This is a genomic window from Amycolatopsis balhimycina FH 1894 (assembly GCF_000384295.1).
Lineage (GTDB): Bacteria > Actinomycetota > Actinomycetes > Mycobacteriales > Pseudonocardiaceae > Amycolatopsis > Amycolatopsis balhimycina.
Window position 1 is genome coordinate 4,233,634 of sequence record NZ_KB913037.1, and the last position, 19,338, is coordinate 4,252,971.

The following is a 19,338-nucleotide window of genomic DNA, read 5'->3' on the forward strand; positions in this document are numbered from 1 at the left end:
ACGCCGGAACCGCCCGGTAACCGGCGTGCCGTCCGAAACTCAGCGCGCCTCGCGGTACCGCCGGTCCTTCGACACGCCCTCGCCCAGCGACTCGTCGAAGTGGTACACCTCGTCACCGCGGACGAAGACGCGCAACGCGCGGTTCATCACGTCCAGCGGGTCGCCCGACCACAGCACCACGTCGGCGTCCAGACCCGGCGAAAGAGACCCGATCTGCCCGTCCAGCCCCAGCATCGACGCCGGGTTGACGGTCAGCGACCGCAGCGCCGTCGCCGGGTCGAGGCCGTCCTTCACCGCCAGGGCCGCCTGGTACACCAGGAAGTTGATCGGGATCACCGGGTGGTCCGTCGTGATCGCGATCTTCACCCCCGCGCGGGCCAGGATGCCCGCCGAACGCAGCGTCCGGTTGCGCACCTCCACCTTGGACTTCGTGGTGAACAGCGGACCCAGGATCACCGGGACGTTCCGCGCAGCCAGCAGGTCCGCGATCAGGTGGCCCTCGGTGCCGTGGTTGATCACCAGCTTGTAGCCGAACTCGTCGGCCAGGCGCAGCGCCGTCACGATGTCGTCCGCGCGGTGGACGTGCTGGTCCCAGTACAGCTCGCCGTCGAGGACCTTCGACAGCGTCTCCAGCGTCAGGTCGACCTCGTGCGGCTTGCCCTCGGACTCCGCGTGCGCGCGCTTCGCCTGGTAGTTGCGGGCCTTGGTGAACGCCTCCCGCAGGATCGCCGCGACCCCCAGCCGCGTCGACGGCGTCTGCTTCTTGTCCCCGTACACGCGCTTCGGGTTCTCGCCGAGCGCGCTCTTCACGCTGACGTGCTCCGCGAACGTCATGTCGAGGATGCTGCGGCCCCAGGTCTTGACGCCGATCGTCTGGCCGCCGATCGGGTTGCCGGACCCGGGCTTGATGACGACGCTCGTCACGCCGCCCGCCAGCGCGTCGTCGAAGCCGGACTCGTACGGGTCGATGCCGTCGACGGCGCGGAAGCGGGCGCCGTTCGGGTCGGTCATCTCGTTGGTGTCGTTGCCCGCCCAGCCTTCGCCCTCCTCGTGGACGCCCAGGTGGGCGTGGGCGTCGATGAAGCCGGGCAGCACCCAGGTGCCGGCCGCGTCGACCAGTTCGGCGTCCTCCGGGATGTCGACGTCGGCCTCGGTACCGACCGCGACGATCCTGCCGCCGTCGATCAGGACCGTGCCGCCTTCGATGGGATCACCGTCGATGGGGACGACATAGCCCCCGACAATTGCCTTCGCCATAGTTCGCCACGCTAACGAACTGGCCCGGACGGGTGAACACGGGCCTTCTCCAAGTGCACCAGTTCGTAGTCGAGTTCCGGGGTCCGGTGCGTCTCGCGGTAGCCGTGCTTCGCGTAGAGACGCAGCGGTCCCACGCTCTTCGAGCCCGTGAACAGCCGGAAGACCGTCACCGGCGGCGGGGCCGCCGCCTCCGCGACCCGCAGCAGCTCGCCGCCGAAACCGCGGCCCTGCCGGTCCGGCGCGACGACCAGCCTGCCGATCACCCCGACGTGCCCGGTCACCGCCAGCCGCACCGACGCCACCAGCCTGCCGTTCTCCCGGAAGCCCCAGGACAGGCACGACGCCAGCGCCACCCGCGTCTCCTCGAGCGTTTCCAGCAGCGGCGGCAGGTCGAAGTCGGCGTACGCGCGCGCTTCGGTGACGTACGCGGCGCGTTGCAGCGTCAGCGCTTCGCCCGCGTCAGCGACGCTCAGGCGAAGCGGCTTCACGGGACCCGGATGCCCCAGCTGCCCGACCACGACGCCGACGGCTCGAGCTGGATCAGGTCCGTGCCGGTGTTGAGCGCGTCGGCGGGACAGGTCATCGGCTCGATCGCGACGGCCCGGCCGCGGCCGACGAGGTCGTCCGGGGTGAAGACCTGCGCCCAGCGGAAGTCGGGGCCGGTCCAGACCAGCAGCTGCTGGTCTTCGCTGCCCAGGACGATGTGGTGTGAGCCGTCGTCGGCCGCCGCGAGGCCACCGAACGCCGTGTCCAGGTCCACGCCCGCCAGCAGCCGGCCCGCACGGAAGTCGTACTCCGTCCCCTCGACGTCCTGCTCCGGCGCATAGGGCATCTGCTCGTCGGGCCGGGACGGCCGGACGCGGCTCGCGGGCAGCGTGAGCGTCAGCTCGTCGGTCGGGACGTCGCCGATCCGGAAGTACGGGTGCGTGCCGACGCCGACGCCGATCGGCTGCTCGCCCTCGTTGCGGATCTCGTGGGTGACAGTCAGTTCGCGCGGCGCGAGCTCGTAGGTGACGGTCGCGCGCAGCGGCACCGGCCAGCCGGGCTGCACCTCGACGTCGACGGCCAGGGTGATCGACGACTCGGCGTGCTCCAGCAGCTCCCACTCGAGGTGGCGCGTCAGGCCGTGGATGGCGTTGCCGCGCGCCTCCTCGGTGATCTCGAGCTGTTGCTGCTCCCCCTGGAACGTCCACTGGCCGCCCTTGGTGCGGTTCGGCCAGGGCAGCAGCACCTGGCCGGCGCCCTTCGGGGGCTTGGCGTCTTCGGGGAACTCCTCGACGAACGGCACTCCGCCGACTTCGAACGCGCGCAGCCCGGCACCGATTTCGGTGACGACGGCGCGCGCATTGCCGCGGGTGATCTCGAACTGCTGACCGGTCGGGTTGCCCATGGCACGACCTTACCGAGACGCGAAATAACTAGACCGGTCGTCATAGTTTGCGCTACGGTCGAGTCATGGTTCGCCGCACCGACACGCGGCAGCGGATGCTCGACACCGCCGCCGACCTGTTCCAGACGCAGGGTTACCACGCCACCGGCCTCACCCAGCTGACGACGGCCGGGGGCGCGCCGAAGGGGTCGCTCTACTTCCATTTTCCCGGCGGCAAGGAGCAGCTCGCCGCCGAAGCCGTGCGGCTCTCGAGCGAGCGCACCGGCACCATGCTCGAAGCGATCCTTCGTGACGCCCCGGACGCCGCCACCGGGATCGACCGCGCCGTCGGCGCGCTCGCGAAGTTCCTGACGGAGTCCGACTTCCAGCGCGGCTGTCCACTCGCGACAGTGGCGCTCGACGCCGCCGCGGCGAGCGAACCGATCCGCGTGGCCTGCGCGGACGGATACGCCTCTTGGCACGGTGTCCTCGTCGAATACCTGGCCCGGCAAGGACTTACCGCCGAACGCGCCGAAGAGCTGGCCACCATCGTGCTGGCCTCGATCGAAGGCGGGCTGCTGCTGGCCCGCACCCGCCGCGACCTCGCTCCGCTGCGCGCCGTCGCCGCCCACCTGCACACCACCCTCGACCGGGAGTTCTCCTGATGCGTGTCCACCACCTGAACTGCGGCACCCTGCGACCACTCGGCGGCAGGCTGATCGACGGCAGGCCCGGGCTGTTCCGGCGCGCCACCATGGTCTGCCACTGCCTGCTGCTCGAGACCGACACGGGTCTCGTGCTCGTCGAAACCGGCATGGGCACGCCGGCCGCGGTCGACCGCGACGCCTGGCTCGGCGCCGGCTTCGTCCGCCAGTCCAACCCGATCGCCGATCCCAGCCAGACGGCGATCGCGCAGATCCGCGCGCTCGGCTTCGACCCGGCGGACGTCCGCGACATCGTGCTGACCCACCTCGACCTCGACCACGCCGGCGGGCTGATCGATTTCCCGTGGGCCCGGGTGCACGTCTACGCCGAAGAGCTGCGCGCGTTCACCGAGCCGCGGGACGACGCCGAACGCGGCCGCTACCGCCGGATCCAGTTCGCCCACGGTCCACAGTGGACGTCCTATGCGGACACCGGCGAGCCGTGGTTCGGCTTCGGCGCCGTCCGGCAGCTCGACGGCCTGCCGCCGGAGATCCTGCTGGTCCCGCTCTCCGGGCACACGCGCGGGCACGCCGGGGTCGCCGTCGACACCGGCAGCGGGTGGCTGCTCAACGCCGGTGACTCCTACTTCTTCCACGGGCAGGCCGACCCGGACGCGCCGCGGTGCCCGCCGGGCCTCAAGTGGTTCGAGGGGCGCATGGAGACGGTGAAGGGTGCCCGGCTGGACAACCACCGCCGGCTGCGCCAGCTTGTTCAGGAGCACGGCGACGAGGTCACCGTCTTCGCCGCGCACGACGAGACCGAATTCCTCCGGCTGAGCACCAGGAGCAGCGTATGAAGGTGCACCACCTGAACTGCGGCACGATGCGGCCGGCCGGCGGCAAGCTGCTCGACGGCGAGCCCGGCCTGCTGCGGCGGGCGGAGCTGGTCGCCCACTGCCTGCTGATCGAAACCGGCGACAGCCTGGTGCTGGTCGACACCGGGTTCGGCACGCAGGGCGTGGCCCGGCCCGGCGAGTGGCTCGGCCGCGCGTTCCAGGCGCTGGTCGGCGCGAAGCCCCAGGCCGCCGAGACCGCCGTCGCGCAGATCCGCGCGCTCGGCCTCGACCCGGCCGACGTCCGGCACGTCGTGGCGACGCACCTCGACGTCGACCACGCGGGCGGCCTGGCCGACTTCCCGAACGCCGTCGTGCACGTCCGGACCGAGGAGCACCGGGCCGCGACGGCACCGGCGAACGCGGCCGAGAAGAACCGCTACCGGGCAGCGCAGTTCGCGCACCGCCCGCTGTGGAGCACCTACGACGAGACGGGCGAGCCGTGGTTCGGCTTCGAGGCGGTCCGCTCGCTCAAGGGCCTGCCGGAGGAGATCCTGCTGGTCCCGCTCACCGGCCACACGCGCGGCCACACCGGCGTCGCGGTCGACACCGGCGACGGCTGGCTCCTGCACGCCGGTGACGCCTACTTCTTCCACGGCCAGCTGGACCCGGTCGCCCCGCACTGCCCGCCAGGCATGACGGCGTTCCAGAACCTCGTCCAGACGGTGCGCCGGGCGAGGCTGGCGAACCTGGCCCGGTTGCACGAGCTGGCGCGGGACCACCAGGACGACGTCACGGTGTTTTCGGCGCACAGCCCGGTGGAACTGGCCGCACTTCGCCGCCGATCTCCCGGAACCGAATGATCTTCCGCCGCATCTGAGCCTCCGACGACTGGAGGTTCAGCAGCTCGTCGGCTGGGCGTGATCAGCGCGCCGCGAGCGCCTGCTTGACCAGCGGGGTCATCTGTTCCACCGTCATCTTCGCCGGGCCGGTGTAGTTGATCAGGACCGGCGTGCCCGACACCAGCTCGGCCGAGGCGAGCGTGGCCGTCTTCTGCGCGTCGACGTAGTAGACGGCGCCGTCCGGGAAGCCGGCGACGTCCTGCGCGCCCGCCTTCGCCTTCTTGATCGACGCGACCATCTCGGCGGGCTTGCCCTGGCGGCCCTCGTAGCGGGTCACCGCGAGGGCGCCGGCGGCCTTGCCGTTCAGCTGGTACTCGCAGCTGCGCGCCTTGCCGCCGTTGGCCGTGCTGTCCTCGGCCGGCCCCGGCACCGCCTTGAGGCCCGGCACCGAAATCGCCTTCGACACGGCCTCGGCGGGCAGCATCACGCACGGGTCCAGCGAAGCCGCGGCGGCCTTCGAGCTGGGTGCGGGCTTCGGGGCGGCGGACGACGATGGCGCCGGCTTTTCCCCCGAAGAGCAGGCAGTCAAGGCGGCGAAAGCGACAAAAGCGACGACCAAGGTACGCATGGCCGCACCCTAACCCGAACGGCCTACGTCGTCGGGGCCCGGTACCGCCAGAACGCCGGGAGCAGGAACATCGCCGCGCAGACCAGCACGATCACGAGCAGACCCCCGACGCTCGCGGCGGCGGCCGTGCCGAACGCGGCGGCGCCCCAGCCGTGGGTGAGGTCGGCGATCCGGGGACCGCCGGCGACGACCACCGTGAACACGCCTTGGAGCCGGCCGCGCATCTCGTCGGTGGTCGCGACCTGCAGGATCGCCATCCGGTAGACGGCGCTGATCATGTCCGCGGCACCGGCCAGCGCCATGAAGACGACGGCGAGCCACAGCGAGTGCGCCAGCCCGAACGCGGCCACCGCGGCGCCCCACGCGCAGACCGCCACGACGACGGCGACACCCTGGCGGTGAATGCGCGTCAGCCAGCCGGAGAAGAGCCCGATCAGCATCGCCCCGGCGGGCAGGGCGGCGTAGAGCCAGCCGAGCGCGGGACCGCCGCCGGGCGGGTCGCCGAAGGTCCGCTCGGCCATCTCGGGGATCAGCGCGCGCGGCATCCCGAAGACCATGGCGATGATGTCGGCGACGAAGGAGGCGAGCAGGATCTTCTGCCCGGCGAGGTACTTGAAGCCGTCGACGACGTCGCGGACACCGGCGCGGCGCGACGGGCCGTTCAGCGGCGGGATCGACGGCAGCCGCCAGACCGCGAAGAGCGTGATCGTAAGGGCGACGACGTCGATGAGGTAGAGGGTGGAGAGGCCGAGGACGGGGATCAAAGCGCCGCCGAGCAGCGGCCCGAAGACGGCACCGAAGGTGGCCATGGTGGTGCTGAGGGCGTTCGCGGACGGCAGCAGTTCGGCGGGCACGAGCCGCGCGACGACGGCGCCGCGGGTGGGCATGTTGATCGCGAAGAACGCCTGGTTGACGGCGAGCAGGCCGAGAACGAGCCACACCGAGCCGAAGTGCGCGAAGGCCTGCAGCCACAGCAGGGCGGAGGTGATCGCGACACCGACGTTGGTGACGAAGAGCAGCTTCCGCCGATCGACGGCATCGGCGACAGCGCCACCCCAGAGCCCGAAGATCAGCAGCGGGACGAGCGCGACGAGCCCGGTGAGGCCGACGTAGGCAGAGGACCCGGTGAGGTCGAAGACCTGCTTGGGAACGGCGACGGCGGTCAGCTGGGTACCGACGGCGGTGACCACAGTGGACAGCCAGAGCCGCCGGAAGGCGGGGATCTTGAGTGGCCGGGTGTCGACGATGATGCGGCCGAGGAGTTTGCGAACGCCCGAGCGGGGCGGCAAGGTCCCCGGTTCACCAGTCACGACATATCAGCTTAGCGGGGCTAACTATCACGGCGCAGGTGATTTACCTCGCCCCGCGTGGCGGCCGCTGCGATGTCATGAACGACTCGTTCATGACATCGGACGACAGGAAAGAGTCGTTCATGTCGTCGAGCGAGCCGCCCGGCCCGACCGCGCCCCACCCAGACCCCTCTCCGCAACCCGATACGAAGCCAGAACACGGACGGTAATGCCGGGTCAAGGCACGCTTTCCCGCCTTGACGCGGCATTACCGTCCGTAGTCACAATCCGGCTTCGGGGTGGTGGGTACGAAACCTCAGGGCGCGACCCGCTCGACGTGCCAGCCGTCATCGGTCCGGACGTACCGGAGCCGGTCGTGCATCCGGTCTTCCCGCCCCTGCCAGAACTCCACCAGGTCCGGCCGGACCCGCCAGCCGCCCCAGTGGGGCGGGGCCGGGATCTGCTCCACGTCCGCGAACCGGCGCTCGATTCCGTGCAGCGCGTTGTCCAACGCCCGCCGGCCGTCGACCACCCGCGACTGCGGCGAAGCCCACGCCCCGAGCTGCGAACCCCGGGGCCGCTGGGCCCAGTACTCCGCCGTCTGCTTGACGCCGACCTTCTCGACCTCGCCGCGGACGTGGACCTGGCGGTGGAGCGCGTACCAGGGGAACGTCACCGACGCGTACCTGGTCGCCGTCAGGTCGTGGCTCTTCGCCGACGTGTAGTTCGTGTAGAACACCACCCCTCGGTCGTCGAGGCCCTTGCACAGCACCGTGCGGGACGACGGGCGGCCTTCGGCGTCCGCCGTCGCCAGCACCATCGCGTTCGGCTCGGCGATTCCCGCGGCGACCGCCTGGTTCAGCCAGCCCTGCAGCTGATCGGTCCAGGTGGCCGCCAACGCGGATTCGTCGAACGCCGCGCCGTCGTAGGCGACGCGCATCCCGGGCAGGCGCACGACGGCGTCTTCCACCTGGTCCTTGATCTCCGGCATCATCGCCAAACCTCCACGCCCGGTCGGGGCATCAGTCGACTTCGGCTCTAGGGCACGTTAGGGCCTTCCGAGCTGCGGCGGAACCCACAGAACGGTGACACCCGCCACCCCGCCCCGTAACCGCCGGACAACAAGCCGTAACCCCCGCGTTACCCGCTGGACCAGGATCGATACAGGAAAGACCTACCTTCGGCCCGTTCCCCACCACCCCGGAGGCAGGCATGACCGAGATCCTGTCCAGCGCCGAAGAAGCCGAAGAAGGCGCCCAGCCGAAACGCCAGTACGCCCCGCTCGCGGCGAACGAGAACCGCGAGGACTACTCCCTGCGCTTCGCCGCCCACTCGTTCCGGAAATGGTCCCCGTTCGTGGTCGCGACGACGGCGCTGGGCGGCATCGCCTACCTCGCCGACTTCGCGATCGGCGCCAGCATCGTCCTCTCCTACGGCTTCACCTCGGGAGTGCTGGCGATCCTCGCCGCGGCCGTCGTCATCTTCGTGACCGGCGTGCCCATCGCGGCCGCCTGCGCGAAGTCCGGAGTGGACATGGACCTGCTGACCCGTGGAGCCGGCTTCGGCTACTTCGGGTCGACGCTGACGTCGCTCGTGTACGCGAGCTTCACCGTCATCTTCTTCTCGCTCGAAGGCTCGATCATGGGCCAGGCGTTCGAGCTCGCCCTCGGCATCCCGCTGCCGATCGGCTACCTGCTGGCGACGCTGATCGTGCTGCCCTTCGCGCTCTACGGCATGGGCGCGGTCGCGAAGATGCAGACCTGGACGCAGCCGCTGTGGCTCGCCGGCCTGGTGCTGCCGTTCGTCGTCGTGCTGGTCCGCGAGCCCGGCAAGTTCGCCGAGTTCGCGCACTTCGGCGGCACCGAGGGCACCGGCTCCGGGTTCTCCGCGATCGGGTTCGGCCTCGGCATGGGTGTCGCGCTGTCGCTGATCGGGCAGATCGGCGAGCAGGCCGACTACCTGCGGTTCATGCCCGAAAAAACCGCGGAGAACAAGCGGTCGTGGTGGGCCGCGGTGCTCGCCGCCGGACCCGGCTGGGTGATCCTCGGGGCCGCGAAGCAGATCGGCGGCGCGCTGCTGGCGTTCCTCGCGCTCGGCGTCGTCGGGAAGACGCACGCGCTCGAGCCGATCGCGCCGTACCTCGAAGCGGTGAAACCCGCCCTCGGGCCGGTGGCGCTGACGTTCGCCGCGCTGTTCGTCGTCGTCTCGCAGATCAAGATCAACACGACGAACGCCTACTCCGGCTCGCTGTCGTTCGCGAACTTCTTCTCCCGCGTGCTGCACAAGCACCCCGGCCGGGTCTGGTACGTGCTGGTCAACTGCGGGATCGCGCTCGCGCTGATGGAGTTCGGCGCGTTCGGCTTCCTGAACAAGATCCTCGGCTTCTACTCGAACGTCGCGATCGCGTGGATCGGCGCCGTCTGCGCCCACCTGGTGATCGTCAAGCCGCTGGGGCTCTCGCCGAGCTACATCGAGTTCAAGCGGGCCTACCTGCACAAGATCAACCCGGTCGGGTTCGGCTCGATGATGGTCGCGTCGGCGGTGTCGATCGCGGCCTACTTCGGCGCGTTCGGGCCGTTCCTGGCCGCGTTCAGCCCACTGCTCGCGCTGGTCATCGCCATCGTGCTGGTCCCGACACTCGCCGTCGTGACACGAGGGAAGTACTACCTGGCGCGGCCGAACACCGTCGCCGGTCCGGACGTCGACGTCGACCTGCAGGCGACGTACACCTGCTCGGTTTGCGGTGATCCGTACGAGCTGCCGGACGTCGCGGACTGCGCGAAGCAGGACGGCCCGATCTGCTCGCTGTGCTGCACGCTCGACAACACCTGCCACGACATGTGCCAGACGACCGGCCCGGTCGCGCTCGGCCTGCCGGCCGTCCGCACCACCTGATGTCCGTGAGAGCCCGTTCCCGGCAGCTGCCGGGAACGGGCTCTCACGTGAGCCGGCTTCCCCCCAACTCCCCCTCCCGGCTCGACTGTTCCACGCCGGAGGGTGCCCCGGGGTTGCCGGAGATTTCCAAGATTTTTCCGGGCCGCATGATGGCCGCCAGCATCAGCGCCCTCAGCTCCGCGCCGACGTCCTCGACCGGCAGCGGCGGTTCGTGCGCCTGCCACTCGCGCAGCAGCCCGGTGGCCGCGCCGACCAGGGCGATCGCGGTCAGCCGGTAGTCGCGGTCGGGCGCGGCGCCGTGCCGGGCCGCGCGCCGGGCCTCCGTCTCGATGAACGTCGCCCACCGGTCGACCCAGATCTGGTGCTGCTGCTCCAGATCCGCGCTGACGCCGACCGCCTCGACGTAGTTGAGCCTCGGCAGCCGGGGATCCACGGTGACCGTGTCGATGAAGACGTCGAGCAGCGTGGCGATCCGGGTCATGGCGTCGGCTTCCGCGACTTCGTCGAGCGCGGCGGTGACGTGGTCGAGCGCGAGGCTGTTGATCCGGTCGTGGAGGGTGCGCAGCATGTCCTCCTTACCGGAGAACTCCTCGTAGAAGTTCCGCGTCGACACCCCGGCGCGGGCGCACACCTCGGTGATCTTGGTGTGCCGGAAGCCGGCCGAGGTGAACAGCTCGAGCCCGGCCGTGAGCAGCCGCTCCCGGCGGTCCGCGCGACGTTGCTCGGGTGCGACGCCGCCGTACGTGCGAGCCACCGGTCGTCTCCTCCTTCTGAGGGATTGCCAGATCCTACTGGGGCTGGCTAGTTTGTGAAAACCTGCATTACCAAATCAGCCGGAGGCAATGATGCTTCGTCGGTTACTGGTCGCTGTCGCCCTTCTTTTTGTGACGGCCGCCCCCGCGGCACACGCGGATCCGGGCGTCCTCCTGGAGGCGCAGCCGACGACGGTGTTCGTCGGCCCGTTCCCCGCCCCGGTCAAGGCTTGGCACCTCGTCTACCGCTCGACGTCGGCGACCGGCGCGCCGAACGCCGTCTCCGGGACGCTGCTCGTGCCGCCGACGCCGTGGCTGCGCGGCGGCCCGCGTCCGCTGATCACGTATGCGGTGGGCACGCACGGCCTCGGTGACCAGTGCGCGCCGTCGAACCTCCTCGCCCACGGCATCGAGAACGAGAGCGCACTGCTGGCGCAGGCGTTGTCGCAGGGCTGGGCCGTCGTGGTCACCGACTACGAAGGCCTCGGCACGCCGGGAACGCACACCTACGCGGTCGGGCAGTCCGAAGGCCGGGCGGTGCTCGACGCGGCCCGCGCCGCGGCGCGGGTACCGGGGGCCGGGCTGTCCCCGTCGGGTCCGGTCGGGGTGTTCGGGTACTCGCAGGGCGGCCAGGCAGCGGCCTGGGCAGCCGAGCTGCAAGGCACGTACGCACCTTCGCTGAACGTCGTCGGCGTCGCGGCCGGCGGGGTCCCGGCGGACCTGAACGCGGTGTTCGCGGCCAACGACGGCGGCCCGGCGTTCGGCCTGGTCCTCGGCGCGGCAACCGGTTTCGCGGCCGCGTACCCCGACGTGCCGTTCGCGTCGATCCTGAACGACCGCGGCCGCGCGGCGGTGGTCCAGGTGTCGCAGGCGTGCACGATCGAGCTGGGCGCGGCGGCGCCGTTCGCGCACCTGCGGGACTTCGTGACGGTGCCGGACCCGATCCACGAGCCGCACTGGCAGGCCCGGCTGGCGGAGAACTACCTGGGCACGGTGAAGCCGAAGGCACCGGTCTACCTGTACCACGGAACCCTCGACGAGCTGATTCCCTTCAGCGTCGGCACGGCGTTGCGGGACCGCTGGCAGGCACGGGGCGCGGCGGTCACCTGGCAGGAGTTCCCGCTGCTGGAACACATCGGCGGAGTGTCGATCGGCGGCCCGGCCGCGATGACCTGGCTGGCCACGAAGTTCTGAGGTCCGTGAATGGCACATTGAGAGACATAGAGTCCCTCAATGTGCCATTCACGGACTTGGACGGGCGGAACTGTCGGCGCCCTCCGGTAGCGTGGAAAACGGGGGCTGCTCAGAGCGGCGCCAGGGCGGTGACCGCGTCCGGGGCCAGCGAGGTTGTCAGCGTGCCGCCGCCGGCGAGGGGGCTGCGGGACCACCACTCGCCCGAGGCCGCCGGGAGTTCCGGGCCGCCGACCACCAGGTCCGTCGCCAGCACCCGGCGGCCCGCCAGCCCCGCCAGGCTCGCGTCCAGCGCGGAGCCGATCGACAGCGTCTGCCGCAGCACCGGCACCGAACCCCGCGTGACCTGCTGGGTGGACGACATCATCCCGGGGCTCTCCCCGGCCCGCCCCAGCACCAGCACCTCCCGCGTGTGCAGGTACGCGTCGGACGCCAGCGCGCCCCGGAACACGGCGGTGTGCCGCGCCCGCGCGGTGATCACGGTCGGCTCCGGCAGGTATTCCAGCGAGCCGCCCTCCTCCACCACGACGTCCACTGTGGACAACGAACCTTCGCCGTGGAGGCCGGGCAGCGCCAGGGTCGCCGCGACGCCGGAAATCCGCAGCGACGCCCCCGGGCCGACCCGCACCGTGAGCAACAGGTCGTCGCCACCCAGCGGGGACGTCGCCGAGTTGACCAGGTGCACCACCGCCTCCGGACCGAAGCGCCGGCGCGGGAACAACGTCAGCGGCGCCATCGACCGCAGCTCCCGCAACACCGTGCGCGTGCCGTCGAAACACGCGGTCAGCCGAGCATGGGCCTTCACAGCAGCGAACGCACCCAGTCCGCGACCGCCGGCGCGTCCGGAGTGTCCACAAGGGACTGTGTGATGACCGGCAGCGGGCCGCGCATCCGGTGCGCGTCCGACGTCATCACGGTCATGTCCGCGCCGACCAGGTGCGCGATGTCGATCTTGTTGATCACCAGCAGATCCGCCGTCGTGACGCCGGGGCCACCCTTGCGCGGCACCTTGTCGCCACCCGCGACGTCGACGACGAAGATCTGGCTGTCGGCCAGGCCGCGGCTGAACACCGCGGTCAGGTTGTCGCCGCCGCTTTCGATGATCACCAGGTCCAGGCCGGGGAACTTCTCCTCCAGCCGCTCGACGGCGTCGAGGTTCGCGGTGATGTCGTCGCGGATCGCGGTGTGCGGGCACGCGCCCGTCTGCACCGCCTCGATCCGGGCCGGGTCGAGGACGCCGGCCCGGCGCAGGAAGTCCGCGTCCTCGGTCGTGTAGATGTCGTTCGTGACGACGGCGAGCTGGATCTCGTCGCCCAAAGCGCGGCACAGCGCCGCGGTCAGCGCCGTCTTGCCGGAGCCGACCGGGCCGCCGATGCCGATCCGGTACGCCCGGCCCGTGGTGGGCGCCGCGTCGTAGTGGTCCGGGTCGGCGGCCGTCGGGTCGAAGTTGACCTCGTGGAAGTGACCGTGGCCGTGGCCTTCAGCTGGCAAAGAGACGCACCTCTTCCTGGTGATGCCGGGCGTGCGCCTCGGCGAACAGATCCAACGCGGGCGACCCGGGCGACGGCAGCGACGCCGGGTCGTCCCCGGCCACGGCCGCCGCCTCCGCGCAAACCGCGTGCAGGTCGAGCCGCGCCACGACGGCGTTGACGGCGAAGGGGTCCAGCCCCAGCAGCCGCACGGCCGCACTCGCCGGGCCGCTCACGGACAGATAGGCGACCGCCATTGCCGCGTCGTGCGGCGAGCCGCCCGCGACGCCGACCAAAGCGCCCAGCACGACGGGGTGGTGCGGCCGCGGAGTTTCCGCCACCAACGCGGTGAGCACCGGCGACGGCCAGGCGATCCGTCCCGCGCGCGCGGTTCCCCGGCCCTGCGCCCGCGACGCTTCCCGCTGCGCGAGCGACGGCGTCCGCGCGTCCAGCTCGGCATCCAGCAGTGACCAGTGTCCACCCGGGACAGAACGCGCGGCCGCATGGGCGGAAGCGGCGGCGAAAACCGCCGCCAGGAAACCCGCCGTCCGCAACCGTCCGGAAAGGAATCCCGGGAGATCGCGCACGGCCGTCACCAGCTTGCGCGAGACGACCTCTTCCAACCCGCCACTGTGGACGTGCCCACCGCCGGGGAAGCGGGAGTCCGCGAGGATCAGTGCCGAAAGGTCCATCAGACAGTGTCCATCAAAAGAGAAAGTACCTTTGCGCCATCGGCAGTTCCGCCACCGGCTGCGGTTCGATCAGCTCGCCGTCGACGTGCACCGCGAAGCTGTCCGGCTCGACGCGCACGTCCGGCGTGGCGTCGTTGAGCACCATGTCCGCCTTGGTCCGCGCGCGCATGTTCGCCACCGCGACGAGAGGCCGCGTGATGCCGAACTTCTCGCGCAACCCGCTGTCCAGGGCCTCCGGGGCGACGAAGTGCAGGCTCAGCGCGGCACCGATGTTCGCGCCGAACATCGGCCGGGCCATGACCGGCTGCGGCGTTGGGATGGACGCGTTCGCGTCGCCCATCGCCGCCCAGACCGGCATGCCGGCCTTGAGCACGACGTGCGGGCGGACGCCGAAGAACTTCGGCTCCCACAGCACCAGGTCGGCGAGCTTACCGATCTCGACCGACCCGATTTCGGACTCCATCCCGTGCGCGATGGCCGGGTTGATCGTGTATTTGGCGACATAGCGACGCGCGCGCAGGTTGTCGGCGTCACCGTCGCCGGGCAGCGCGCCGCGGCGGCGTTTCATCACGTGCGCGGTCTGCCACGTCCGGATGATCACCTCGCCGATCCGGCCCATCGCCTGCGAGTCGGAGCTCATCATCGAGATCGCGCCCATGTCGTGCAGCACGTCCTCGGCCGCGATCGTGGTCGGCCGGATCCGGCTCTCGGCGAAGGCGAGGTCCTCGGGCACCGACGGGTTGAGGTGGTGGCAGACCATCAGCATGTCGAGGTGCTCGTCGAGCGTGTTCACGGTGTGCGGCCGGGTCGGGTTGGTCGACGACGGCAGGACGTTGGCCAGCGAGACGACGCGGATGATGTCCGGTGCGTGGCCGCCGCCGGCCCCTTCGGTGTGGTAGGCGTTGATCGAGCGGCCGGCGATGGCATCCACAGTGGACTCGAGGAAGCCTGCCTCGTTGAGCGTGTCGGTGTGGATCCCGACCTGGACACCGGATTCGTCGGCCACCGTGAGGCAGGCATCGATCGCCGCCGGGGTGGTGCCCCAGTCCTCGTGCAGCTTGAACCCTCCGGCGCCCGCGGCGAGCTGCTCCCGCAACGCCTCGAGCCGGACGGTGTTCCCCTTGCCCAGCAACAGGATGTTCACCGGATAACCGTCCATGGCGGCCAGCATCCGGCCCAGGTGCCATGCGCCGGGGGTGACCGTGGTGGCCTTGGTGCCGTCGTTCGGCCCGGTGCCACCGCCGACCATCGTGGTCACCCCGGCGGCCAGCGCGGTGTCGACGAGCTGCGGGCAGATGAAGTGGACGTGGCAGTCGATGCCGCCCGCGGTGAGGATCTTGCCGTTGCCGGACAGCACCTCGGTGGACGGCCCGATGACCAGCGCGGGATCGACGCCGTCCATCGTGTCGGGGTTGCCCGCCTTGCCGATGCCGACGATCCGGCCGTCGCGCACGCCGACGTCGGCCTTCACTATTCCCCAGTGGTCGAGGATCACCGCGCCGGTGATGATCAGGTCCGGCGTGCCCTCGGCCCGGGTCGCCGTGCCCTGGCCCATGGACTCGCGGATGACCTTGCCGCCGCCGAAGAGCACCTCGTCGCCGGAGCCGCCGGGACCCATCGAACGGTCCTCGGTGACCTCGATCAGCAAGTCGGTGTCGGCGAGCCGGATCCGGTCGCCGGTGGTCGGGCCGAACAGCTCGGCGTAGCGCTCGCGGTCGATCTGGGGCATTTTCAGAACTCTCCCGCGAACTCGGAGCGCAATCCCGGCACCCGGCGGGCACCGGCCAACGGAACGAGATCGACTTCGCGTTCGACGCCCGGCTCGAACCGCACCGACGTCCCGGCCGGGACGTCGAGCCGGTGGCCGCGGGCGGCGTCGCGGTCGAACTCGAGGCCGGGGTTGACCGCGGCGAAGTGGTAGTGCGAGCCGACCTGCACCGGCCGGTCGCCGAGGTTGCGGACCAGCAGCCGGACGCGCGCGCGGCCGGGGTTCAGCTCCACCGGCTCGTCGCCGGGAATGATCTCACCTGGATGCATTCGGCAACCCCCTTCACACGATCGGGTCGTGCACGGTGACGAGTTTCGTGCCGTCCGGGAACGTGGCTTCGACCTGCACGGAGTCGACCATTTCCGGCACCCCGTCGAGGACCTGCGCCCGGGACAGCACGGTCCGGCCGCTCGCGACCAGCTCGCTGACCGTGCGCCCGTCGCGGGCGCCTTCGAGCACGTGGTCGGTGATCAGCGCGACCGCCTCCGGGTAGTTGAGCCGGACGCCGCGGTCCAGCCGCTTCCGCGCGACGTCGGCCGCCACGTGGATGAGCAGCTTGTCGCGCTCCTGCGGGCTGAGGTGCATGCGCTAGGTCTATCACCCGGGCCAAGGCCCCGCCTGGTTCGGAAACATACCTTTAACCTGGGTTTCGTCACACTGTGTGGTGAAAATTCTCCTGTCGGACGGCTTCGGTGACTGAATCGTTCTCGTAATCGTGACCGAAACCACCGCTTCTTTCGATTGCCCCCCGGCCATCGAGGGAGCAAGGTCTATCCATCCGTGCGATGGTGCGCGCTTTCCGTGCGCTATTCCGTCCGCGAGCACCACCACCTAGACGGGGAAAAAGCGCACCGAAAGGTTCCGCGAAACAGTGACTACCTCCACGATCAGCAAGCCACAGCCGTCCGGCCAACCCGACGACGGCTTCCGACCGGGTCTGGAGGGCGTCGTCGCCTTCCACACCGAGATCGCCGAACCCGACCGGGACGGCGGTGCACTGCGCTACCGCGGCGTCGACATCGAGGACCTCGCCGGCAAGGTGACCTTCGGTGACGTATGGGGCCTCCTCGTGGACGGCCGGTTCGGTCACGGCCTCCCGCCCGCCGAGCCGTTCCCGCTGCCGGTGCACACCGGCGACGTCCGGGTGGACGTCCAGGCCGCGCTGGCCATGCTCGCGCCGATCTGGGGCTACCGCCCGCTGCTCGACATCACCGACGAGGAGGCCCGCGAACAGCTGGCCCGCGCCTCGGTGATGGCGCTGTCCTACGTCGCGCAGTCGGCTCGCGGCATCGGCCAGCCCGCCGTCCCGCAGACCCGCGTCGACGAGGCCCACTCGATCACCGAGCGGTTCCTGATCCGCTGGCGCGGCGAGCCGGACCCCGCGCACGTCCGGGCGCTGGACGCGTACTGGGTGTCGGCCGCCGAGCACGGCCTCAACGCGTCGACCTTCACCGCCCGCGTCATCGCGTCCACCGGCGCCGACGTCGCGGCGGCCATGTCCGGCGCCATCGGCGCGATGTCGGGCCCGCTGCACGGCGGCGCCCCGGCGCGCGTGCTGCCGATGATCGAAGAGGTCGAGCGCACCGGCGACCCGGCGGGCCTGGTCAAGGGCATCCTCGACCGCAAGGAACGCCTGATGGGCTTCGGCCACCGCGTCTACCGCGCCGAGGACCCGCGGGCGCGCGTGCTGCGCCGGACCTGCAAGGAACTGGGCGCGACCCGCTACGAAGCGGCCGCCGCGCTGGAGCAGGCGGCGCTGAAGGAGCTGCGCGAGCGGCGTCCGGATCACCCGATCGAGACCAACGTCGAGTTCTGGGCCGCGGTCATCCTGGACTTCGCGCAGGTGCCGCCGCACATGATGCCCGCGATGTTCAGCTCGGCCCGTACCGCCGGCTGGGCCGCGCACATCCTGGAGCAGAAGCGGACCGGACGCCTGGTGCGGCCGTCGGCCAAGTACATCGGCCCGGCACCGCGCTCCCCCGAGGACGTCGAGGGCTGGGAACTGGTCACCAAGCACTGACGCTGGAAGTCCGTGAATGGCACATTGAGGGACTTGAAGTCCCTCAATGTGCCATTCACGGCTTTGGGGCGAGGTCGTGGGCGGCCGTGGTGGCGAGCATCGCCGTGAGCTGGTCCACCAGCCACGTGTCCAGGGATTCGCGCGGGACCGTGCGCTCCTGGAGCCAGCTGAGGAGGGCGCCCTCGACGACTGCCGTCCAGCAGCGGAGGGTGAGTGAGAGCAGCGGGGAGGGATCGGTGACGCCGAGGGCGTCCAGGATCAGGGCCACCGCGCGGTTGCGGACCTTGTCGATCGCCGCGTCCGTCTCGGACGTCGCGATCACCGAACCGCTGCGCAGCAAGGCGATGTACCCCGCGCGGTAGTGGTCGGCGACGTCGATCAGGCCGCGGACGGCCGCGCGCAGCCGTACCTCCGGCGGTCCCTCCTCGAGGCCGGCGAGGCCGTCGATCAGCCCGTCGGTGACCGTGCGCAGGGCCTCGACCTGCAGCTCGCGCAGGCTCGAGAAGTACCGGTAGAACAACGGCCGCGACACGTCGGCGCGCGAGACGATGTCGTCCACGGTCACCAGCTCCGGCGCCCGCGAGCCGAACAGGTCGAGTGCGGCGCTGATCAGGTCGTCACGGCGCGCCTGCGGCGACATCCGCCGCGGCCGGCGATCGCTCACGACGGCCGGCCCGCCTGGCTTTCCACGCCGGTCTCGACGTACTCGATCAGCTCGGCGGCCGCGGCGGCCACCACAGCCGGCCGCGCCCTGGTCACCCAGTGCGTCCCGGCGATCCGGCGGATCCGCAGGTCCGGCACCCAGTGCGCGATCTCGGTCTGCAGCGGCGTCGTGACGTAGGCGTCCCCGGCCGGGGCCAGGACCTGCACCGGGATGTCGGCGGGACGCGGCTCGGGACGCGACAGCCGCGTAAACATGTTGGCCCGGTAGAGCTTCAGGCCGTGCAGGCCGTCGGACTTCTCCGGAGGCGCCGCGTCCGGTTCCCTACGCTGGATCTGCTTGCCCATCAGGCCGGTGCGCCACAGCAGGTCCGGGATGAACGGGATCTGGAACGCCAGGATGTACCACGAATGCAGGAACTGGCGCAGCGCGTTCTTGAGCCGCTTCGGCGTCGGACGGCGCAGCTGGGCACGGAACCACGCGCCGGCGTGGTCGAGGCTCGGCCCGGAGATCGACGTGTAGGACGCGATGCGGCCGCGCAGGCTGTCCCCGGTGACGGCGTGCCACGCCTGGATCGAACCCCAGTCGTGGGCGACCAGGTGCACCTTGCCGGTCGGCTGGACCGCGTCGACGACGGCTCGCAGGTCGTCGGCCAGCCGGTCCAGCCGGTAGGACGCGCGTCCCGGCGGCTTGTCCGACCGTCCCGCGCCGCGGACGTCGTAGGTGACGACGCGGTGTTTCGGGGCCAGCTCGGCGGCTACTCCGTCCCACATCGAGCTGTTGTCCGGATAGCCGTGCACGAGCACCACCGTGGGCCCGTCGGACCGGCCGTCGATGGTCACGGAGAGGCGGACACCGTCGCCGGCCGTTACCCACTGGTGAGACATTCTGTCATGTTAGACAAGTTGTCAACAGCGCGTTCACCCTCGCGGCGGTTCCGCGGACCCGGATGTTCGGATTTTTGCTTGTATGACAGCGTTTTCGTGGTTTCCCGTGGAACCACGCGCCGCTGTCCACCGTTCGGTGGA

Annotated in this window: 20 protein-coding genes and 1 pseudogene; 6 read left to right on the forward strand and 15 right to left on the reverse strand. The window is 70.7% G+C overall.

The window, feature by feature from the left end:
• Positions 1-39: 39 nt before the first annotated feature.
• Genes A3CE_RS0118600 through A3CE_RS0118610 form a run of 3 tightly spaced genes read right to left on the reverse strand, consistent with a single transcriptional unit; the run spans position 40 to position 2,647 of the window.
• The gene (locus A3CE_RS0118600) at positions 40-1,257 is read right to left on the reverse strand and encodes an amidohydrolase (protein ID WP_020641615.1); all 1,218 of its coding nucleotides are present in this window, start codon (positions 1,255-1,257) and stop codon (positions 40-42) included.
• Between the two features lie 11 nt (positions 1,258-1,268).
• On the reverse strand, positions 1,269-1,775 hold the full coding sequence (locus tag A3CE_RS0118605; protein ID WP_020641616.1) for a GNAT family N-acetyltransferase: 507 nt from the start codon (positions 1,773-1,775) through the stop codon (positions 1,269-1,271).
• Positions 1,742-2,647: an aldose 1-epimerase family protein gene (locus A3CE_RS0118610; RefSeq protein ID WP_020641617.1), complete on the reverse strand. Its 906-nt coding sequence runs from the start codon at positions 2,645-2,647 to the stop codon at positions 1,742-1,744. Before A3CE_RS0118610 ends, A3CE_RS0118605 begins: the two co-directional genes overlap by 34 nt.
• Before the next feature lie 65 nt (positions 2,648-2,712).
• Between A3CE_RS0118610 and A3CE_RS0118615 the strand changes: the two genes are divergently transcribed.
• From A3CE_RS0118615 to A3CE_RS0118625, 3 genes are read left to right on the forward strand one after another with little or no spacing between them, the layout of a single operon-like run.
• Positions 2,713-3,291, forward strand: coding sequence for a TetR/AcrR family transcriptional regulator (locus A3CE_RS0118615; protein WP_020641618.1), 579 nt, complete (start codon positions 2,713-2,715; stop codon positions 3,289-3,291).
• Positions 3,291-4,127: an MBL fold metallo-hydrolase gene (locus tag A3CE_RS0118620; protein WP_020641619.1), complete on the forward strand. Its 837-nt coding sequence runs from the start codon at positions 3,291-3,293 to the stop codon at positions 4,125-4,127. Before A3CE_RS0118615 ends, A3CE_RS0118620 begins: the two co-directional genes overlap by 1 nt.
• Positions 4,124-4,966 (forward strand): MBL fold metallo-hydrolase, encoded by an 843-nt coding sequence (locus A3CE_RS0118625; protein ID WP_020641620.1) that lies wholly within the window; start codon positions 4,124-4,126, stop codon positions 4,964-4,966. The genes A3CE_RS0118620 and A3CE_RS0118625 overlap by 4 nt, the downstream gene beginning before the upstream one ends.
• A 61-nt stretch (positions 4,967-5,027) precedes the next feature.
• Here the strand turns inward: A3CE_RS0118625 and A3CE_RS0118630 are convergent, their stop codons facing one another.
• The 3 genes from A3CE_RS0118630 to pdxH form a co-directional block, all read right to left on the reverse strand.
• A complete protein-coding gene (locus A3CE_RS0118630) occupies positions 5,028-5,573 on the reverse strand; it encodes a DUF3558 family protein (protein ID WP_026468629.1) in 546 nt (181 codons plus the stop codon).
• Positions 5,574-5,596: 23 nt separating this feature from the next.
• Entirely contained in the window at positions 5,597-6,862 is a 1,266-nt protein-coding gene (locus A3CE_RS0118635; RefSeq protein WP_020641623.1) for an MFS transporter, read from the reverse strand.
• A gap of 316 nt (positions 6,863-7,178) precedes the next feature.
• On the reverse strand, positions 7,179-7,856 hold the full coding sequence (gene pdxH / locus A3CE_RS0118640) for a pyridoxamine 5'-phosphate oxidase (protein ID WP_020641624.1): 678 nt from the start codon (positions 7,854-7,856) through the stop codon (positions 7,179-7,181).
• Between the two features lie 218 nt (positions 7,857-8,074).
• On the opposite strand from pdxH, the gene A3CE_RS0118645 reads away from it, so the two are divergent.
• The gene (locus tag A3CE_RS0118645; protein WP_020641625.1) at positions 8,075-9,757 is read left to right on the forward strand and encodes a purine-cytosine permease family protein; all 1,683 of its coding nucleotides are present in this window, start codon (positions 8,075-8,077) and stop codon (positions 9,755-9,757) included.
• A gap of 43 nt (positions 9,758-9,800) precedes the next feature.
• Here A3CE_RS0118645 and A3CE_RS0118650 read toward each other — a convergent pair whose 3' ends face one another.
• Positions 9,801-10,511 carry a TetR/AcrR family transcriptional regulator gene (locus A3CE_RS0118650; RefSeq protein ID WP_020641626.1) on the reverse strand — a complete coding sequence of 237 codons (711 nt, stop codon included), beginning with the start codon at positions 10,509-10,511 and terminating at the stop codon, positions 9,801-9,803.
• A gap of 91 nt (positions 10,512-10,602) precedes the next feature.
• On the opposite strand from A3CE_RS0118650, the gene A3CE_RS0118655 reads away from it, so the two are divergent.
• The gene (locus A3CE_RS0118655; protein WP_026468630.1) at positions 10,603-11,703 is read left to right on the forward strand and encodes a lipase family protein; all 1,101 of its coding nucleotides are present in this window, start codon (positions 10,603-10,605) and stop codon (positions 11,701-11,703) included.
• Between the two features lie 109 nt (positions 11,704-11,812).
• Here A3CE_RS0118655 and A3CE_RS0118660 read toward each other — a convergent pair whose 3' ends face one another.
• From A3CE_RS0118660 to A3CE_RS0118685, 6 genes are read right to left on the reverse strand one after another with little or no spacing between them, the layout of a single operon-like run.
• Positions 11,813-12,505, reverse strand: a complete 693-nt coding sequence (locus A3CE_RS0118660) for an urease accessory protein UreD (protein WP_020641628.1) — start codon at positions 12,503-12,505, stop codon at positions 11,813-11,815.
• Positions 12,502-13,191, reverse strand: coding sequence for an urease accessory protein UreG (gene ureG / locus A3CE_RS0118665; protein ID WP_020641629.1), 690 nt, complete (start codon positions 13,189-13,191; stop codon positions 12,502-12,504). The genes A3CE_RS0118660 and ureG overlap by 4 nt, the downstream gene beginning before the upstream one ends.
• Positions 13,181-13,861: an urease accessory protein UreF gene (locus A3CE_RS0118670; RefSeq protein ID WP_020641630.1), complete on the reverse strand. Its 681-nt coding sequence runs from the start codon at positions 13,859-13,861 to the stop codon at positions 13,181-13,183. The genes ureG and A3CE_RS0118670 overlap by 11 nt, the downstream gene beginning before the upstream one ends.
• Positions 13,862-13,874: 13 nt before the next feature.
• Positions 13,875-15,590: an urease subunit alpha gene (locus A3CE_RS0118675; RefSeq protein ID WP_020641631.1), complete on the reverse strand. Its 1,716-nt coding sequence runs from the start codon at positions 15,588-15,590 to the stop codon at positions 13,875-13,877.
• A 2-nt stretch (positions 15,591-15,592) separates the two neighbouring features.
• Positions 15,593-15,898, reverse strand: coding sequence for an urease subunit beta (locus A3CE_RS0118680; protein WP_020641632.1), 306 nt, complete (start codon positions 15,896-15,898; stop codon positions 15,593-15,595).
• Between the two features lie 13 nt (positions 15,899-15,911).
• Positions 15,912-16,214, reverse strand: coding sequence for an urease subunit gamma (locus A3CE_RS0118685; RefSeq protein ID WP_020641633.1), 303 nt, complete (start codon positions 16,212-16,214; stop codon positions 15,912-15,914).
• A 286-nt stretch (positions 16,215-16,500) separates the two neighbouring features.
• Between A3CE_RS0118685 and A3CE_RS0118690 the strand changes: the two genes are divergently transcribed.
• Positions 16,501-17,649 carry a citrate synthase 2 gene (locus A3CE_RS0118690; RefSeq protein ID WP_020641634.1) on the forward strand — a complete coding sequence of 383 codons (1,149 nt, stop codon included), beginning with the start codon at positions 16,501-16,503 and terminating at the stop codon, positions 17,647-17,649.
• A 55-nt stretch (positions 17,650-17,704) separates the two neighbouring features.
• Here A3CE_RS0118690 and A3CE_RS0118695 read toward each other — a convergent pair whose 3' ends face one another.
• A complete protein-coding gene (locus A3CE_RS0118695) occupies positions 17,705-18,289 on the reverse strand; it encodes a TetR/AcrR family transcriptional regulator (RefSeq protein ID WP_026468631.1) in 585 nt (194 codons plus the stop codon).
• Positions 18,290-18,318: 29 nt separating this feature from the next.
• Positions 18,319-19,197 (reverse strand): annotated as a pseudogene (locus A3CE_RS51295) (alpha/beta fold hydrolase); the annotation flags it as partial.
• Positions 19,198-19,338: the final 141 nt, after the last annotated feature.

Excerpts from the sequence above, each read along its gene's own strand:
- A3CE_RS0118600 (WP_020641615.1), bottom strand. The coding sequence starts at position 1,257 with ATGGCGAAGGCAATTGTCGGGGGCTATGTCGTCCCCATCGACGGTGAT.
- A3CE_RS0118610 (WP_020641617.1), bottom strand. The coding sequence starts at position 2,647 with ATGGGCAACCCGACCGGTCAGCAGTTCGAGATCACCCGCGGCAATGCG.
- A3CE_RS0118615 (WP_020641618.1), top strand. The coding sequence starts at position 2,713 with ATGGTTCGCCGCACCGACACGCGGCAGCGGATGCTCGACACCGCCGCC.
- A3CE_RS0118620 (WP_020641619.1), top strand. The coding sequence starts at position 3,291 with ATGCGTGTCCACCACCTGAACTGCGGCACCCTGCGACCACTCGGCGGC.
- A3CE_RS0118625 (WP_020641620.1), top strand. The coding sequence starts at position 4,124 with ATGAAGGTGCACCACCTGAACTGCGGCACGATGCGGCCGGCCGGCGGC.
- A3CE_RS0118630 (WP_026468629.1), bottom strand. The coding sequence starts at position 5,573 with ATGCGTACCTTGGTCGTCGCTTTTGTCGCTTTCGCCGCCTTGACTGCC.
- pdxH (WP_020641624.1), bottom strand. The coding sequence starts at position 7,856 with ATGATGCCGGAGATCAAGGACCAGGTGGAAGACGCCGTCGTGCGCCTG.
- A3CE_RS0118645 (WP_020641625.1), top strand. The coding sequence starts at position 8,075 with ATGACCGAGATCCTGTCCAGCGCCGAAGAAGCCGAAGAAGGCGCCCAG.
- A3CE_RS0118655 (WP_026468630.1), top strand. The coding sequence starts at position 10,603 with ATGCTTCGTCGGTTACTGGTCGCTGTCGCCCTTCTTTTTGTGACGGCC.
- A3CE_RS0118670 (WP_020641630.1), bottom strand. The coding sequence starts at position 13,861 with ATGGACCTTTCGGCACTGATCCTCGCGGACTCCCGCTTCCCCGGCGGT.
- A3CE_RS0118675 (WP_020641631.1), bottom strand. The coding sequence starts at position 15,590 with ATGCCCCAGATCGACCGCGAGCGCTACGCCGAGCTGTTCGGCCCGACC.
- A3CE_RS0118680 (WP_020641632.1), bottom strand. The coding sequence starts at position 15,898 with ATGCATCCAGGTGAGATCATTCCCGGCGACGAGCCGGTGGAGCTGAAC.
- A3CE_RS0118685 (WP_020641633.1), bottom strand. The coding sequence starts at position 16,214 with ATGCACCTCAGCCCGCAGGAGCGCGACAAGCTGCTCATCCACGTGGCG.
- A3CE_RS0118695 (WP_026468631.1), bottom strand. The coding sequence starts at position 18,289 with ATGTCGCCGCAGGCGCGCCGTGACGACCTGATCAGCGCCGCACTCGAC.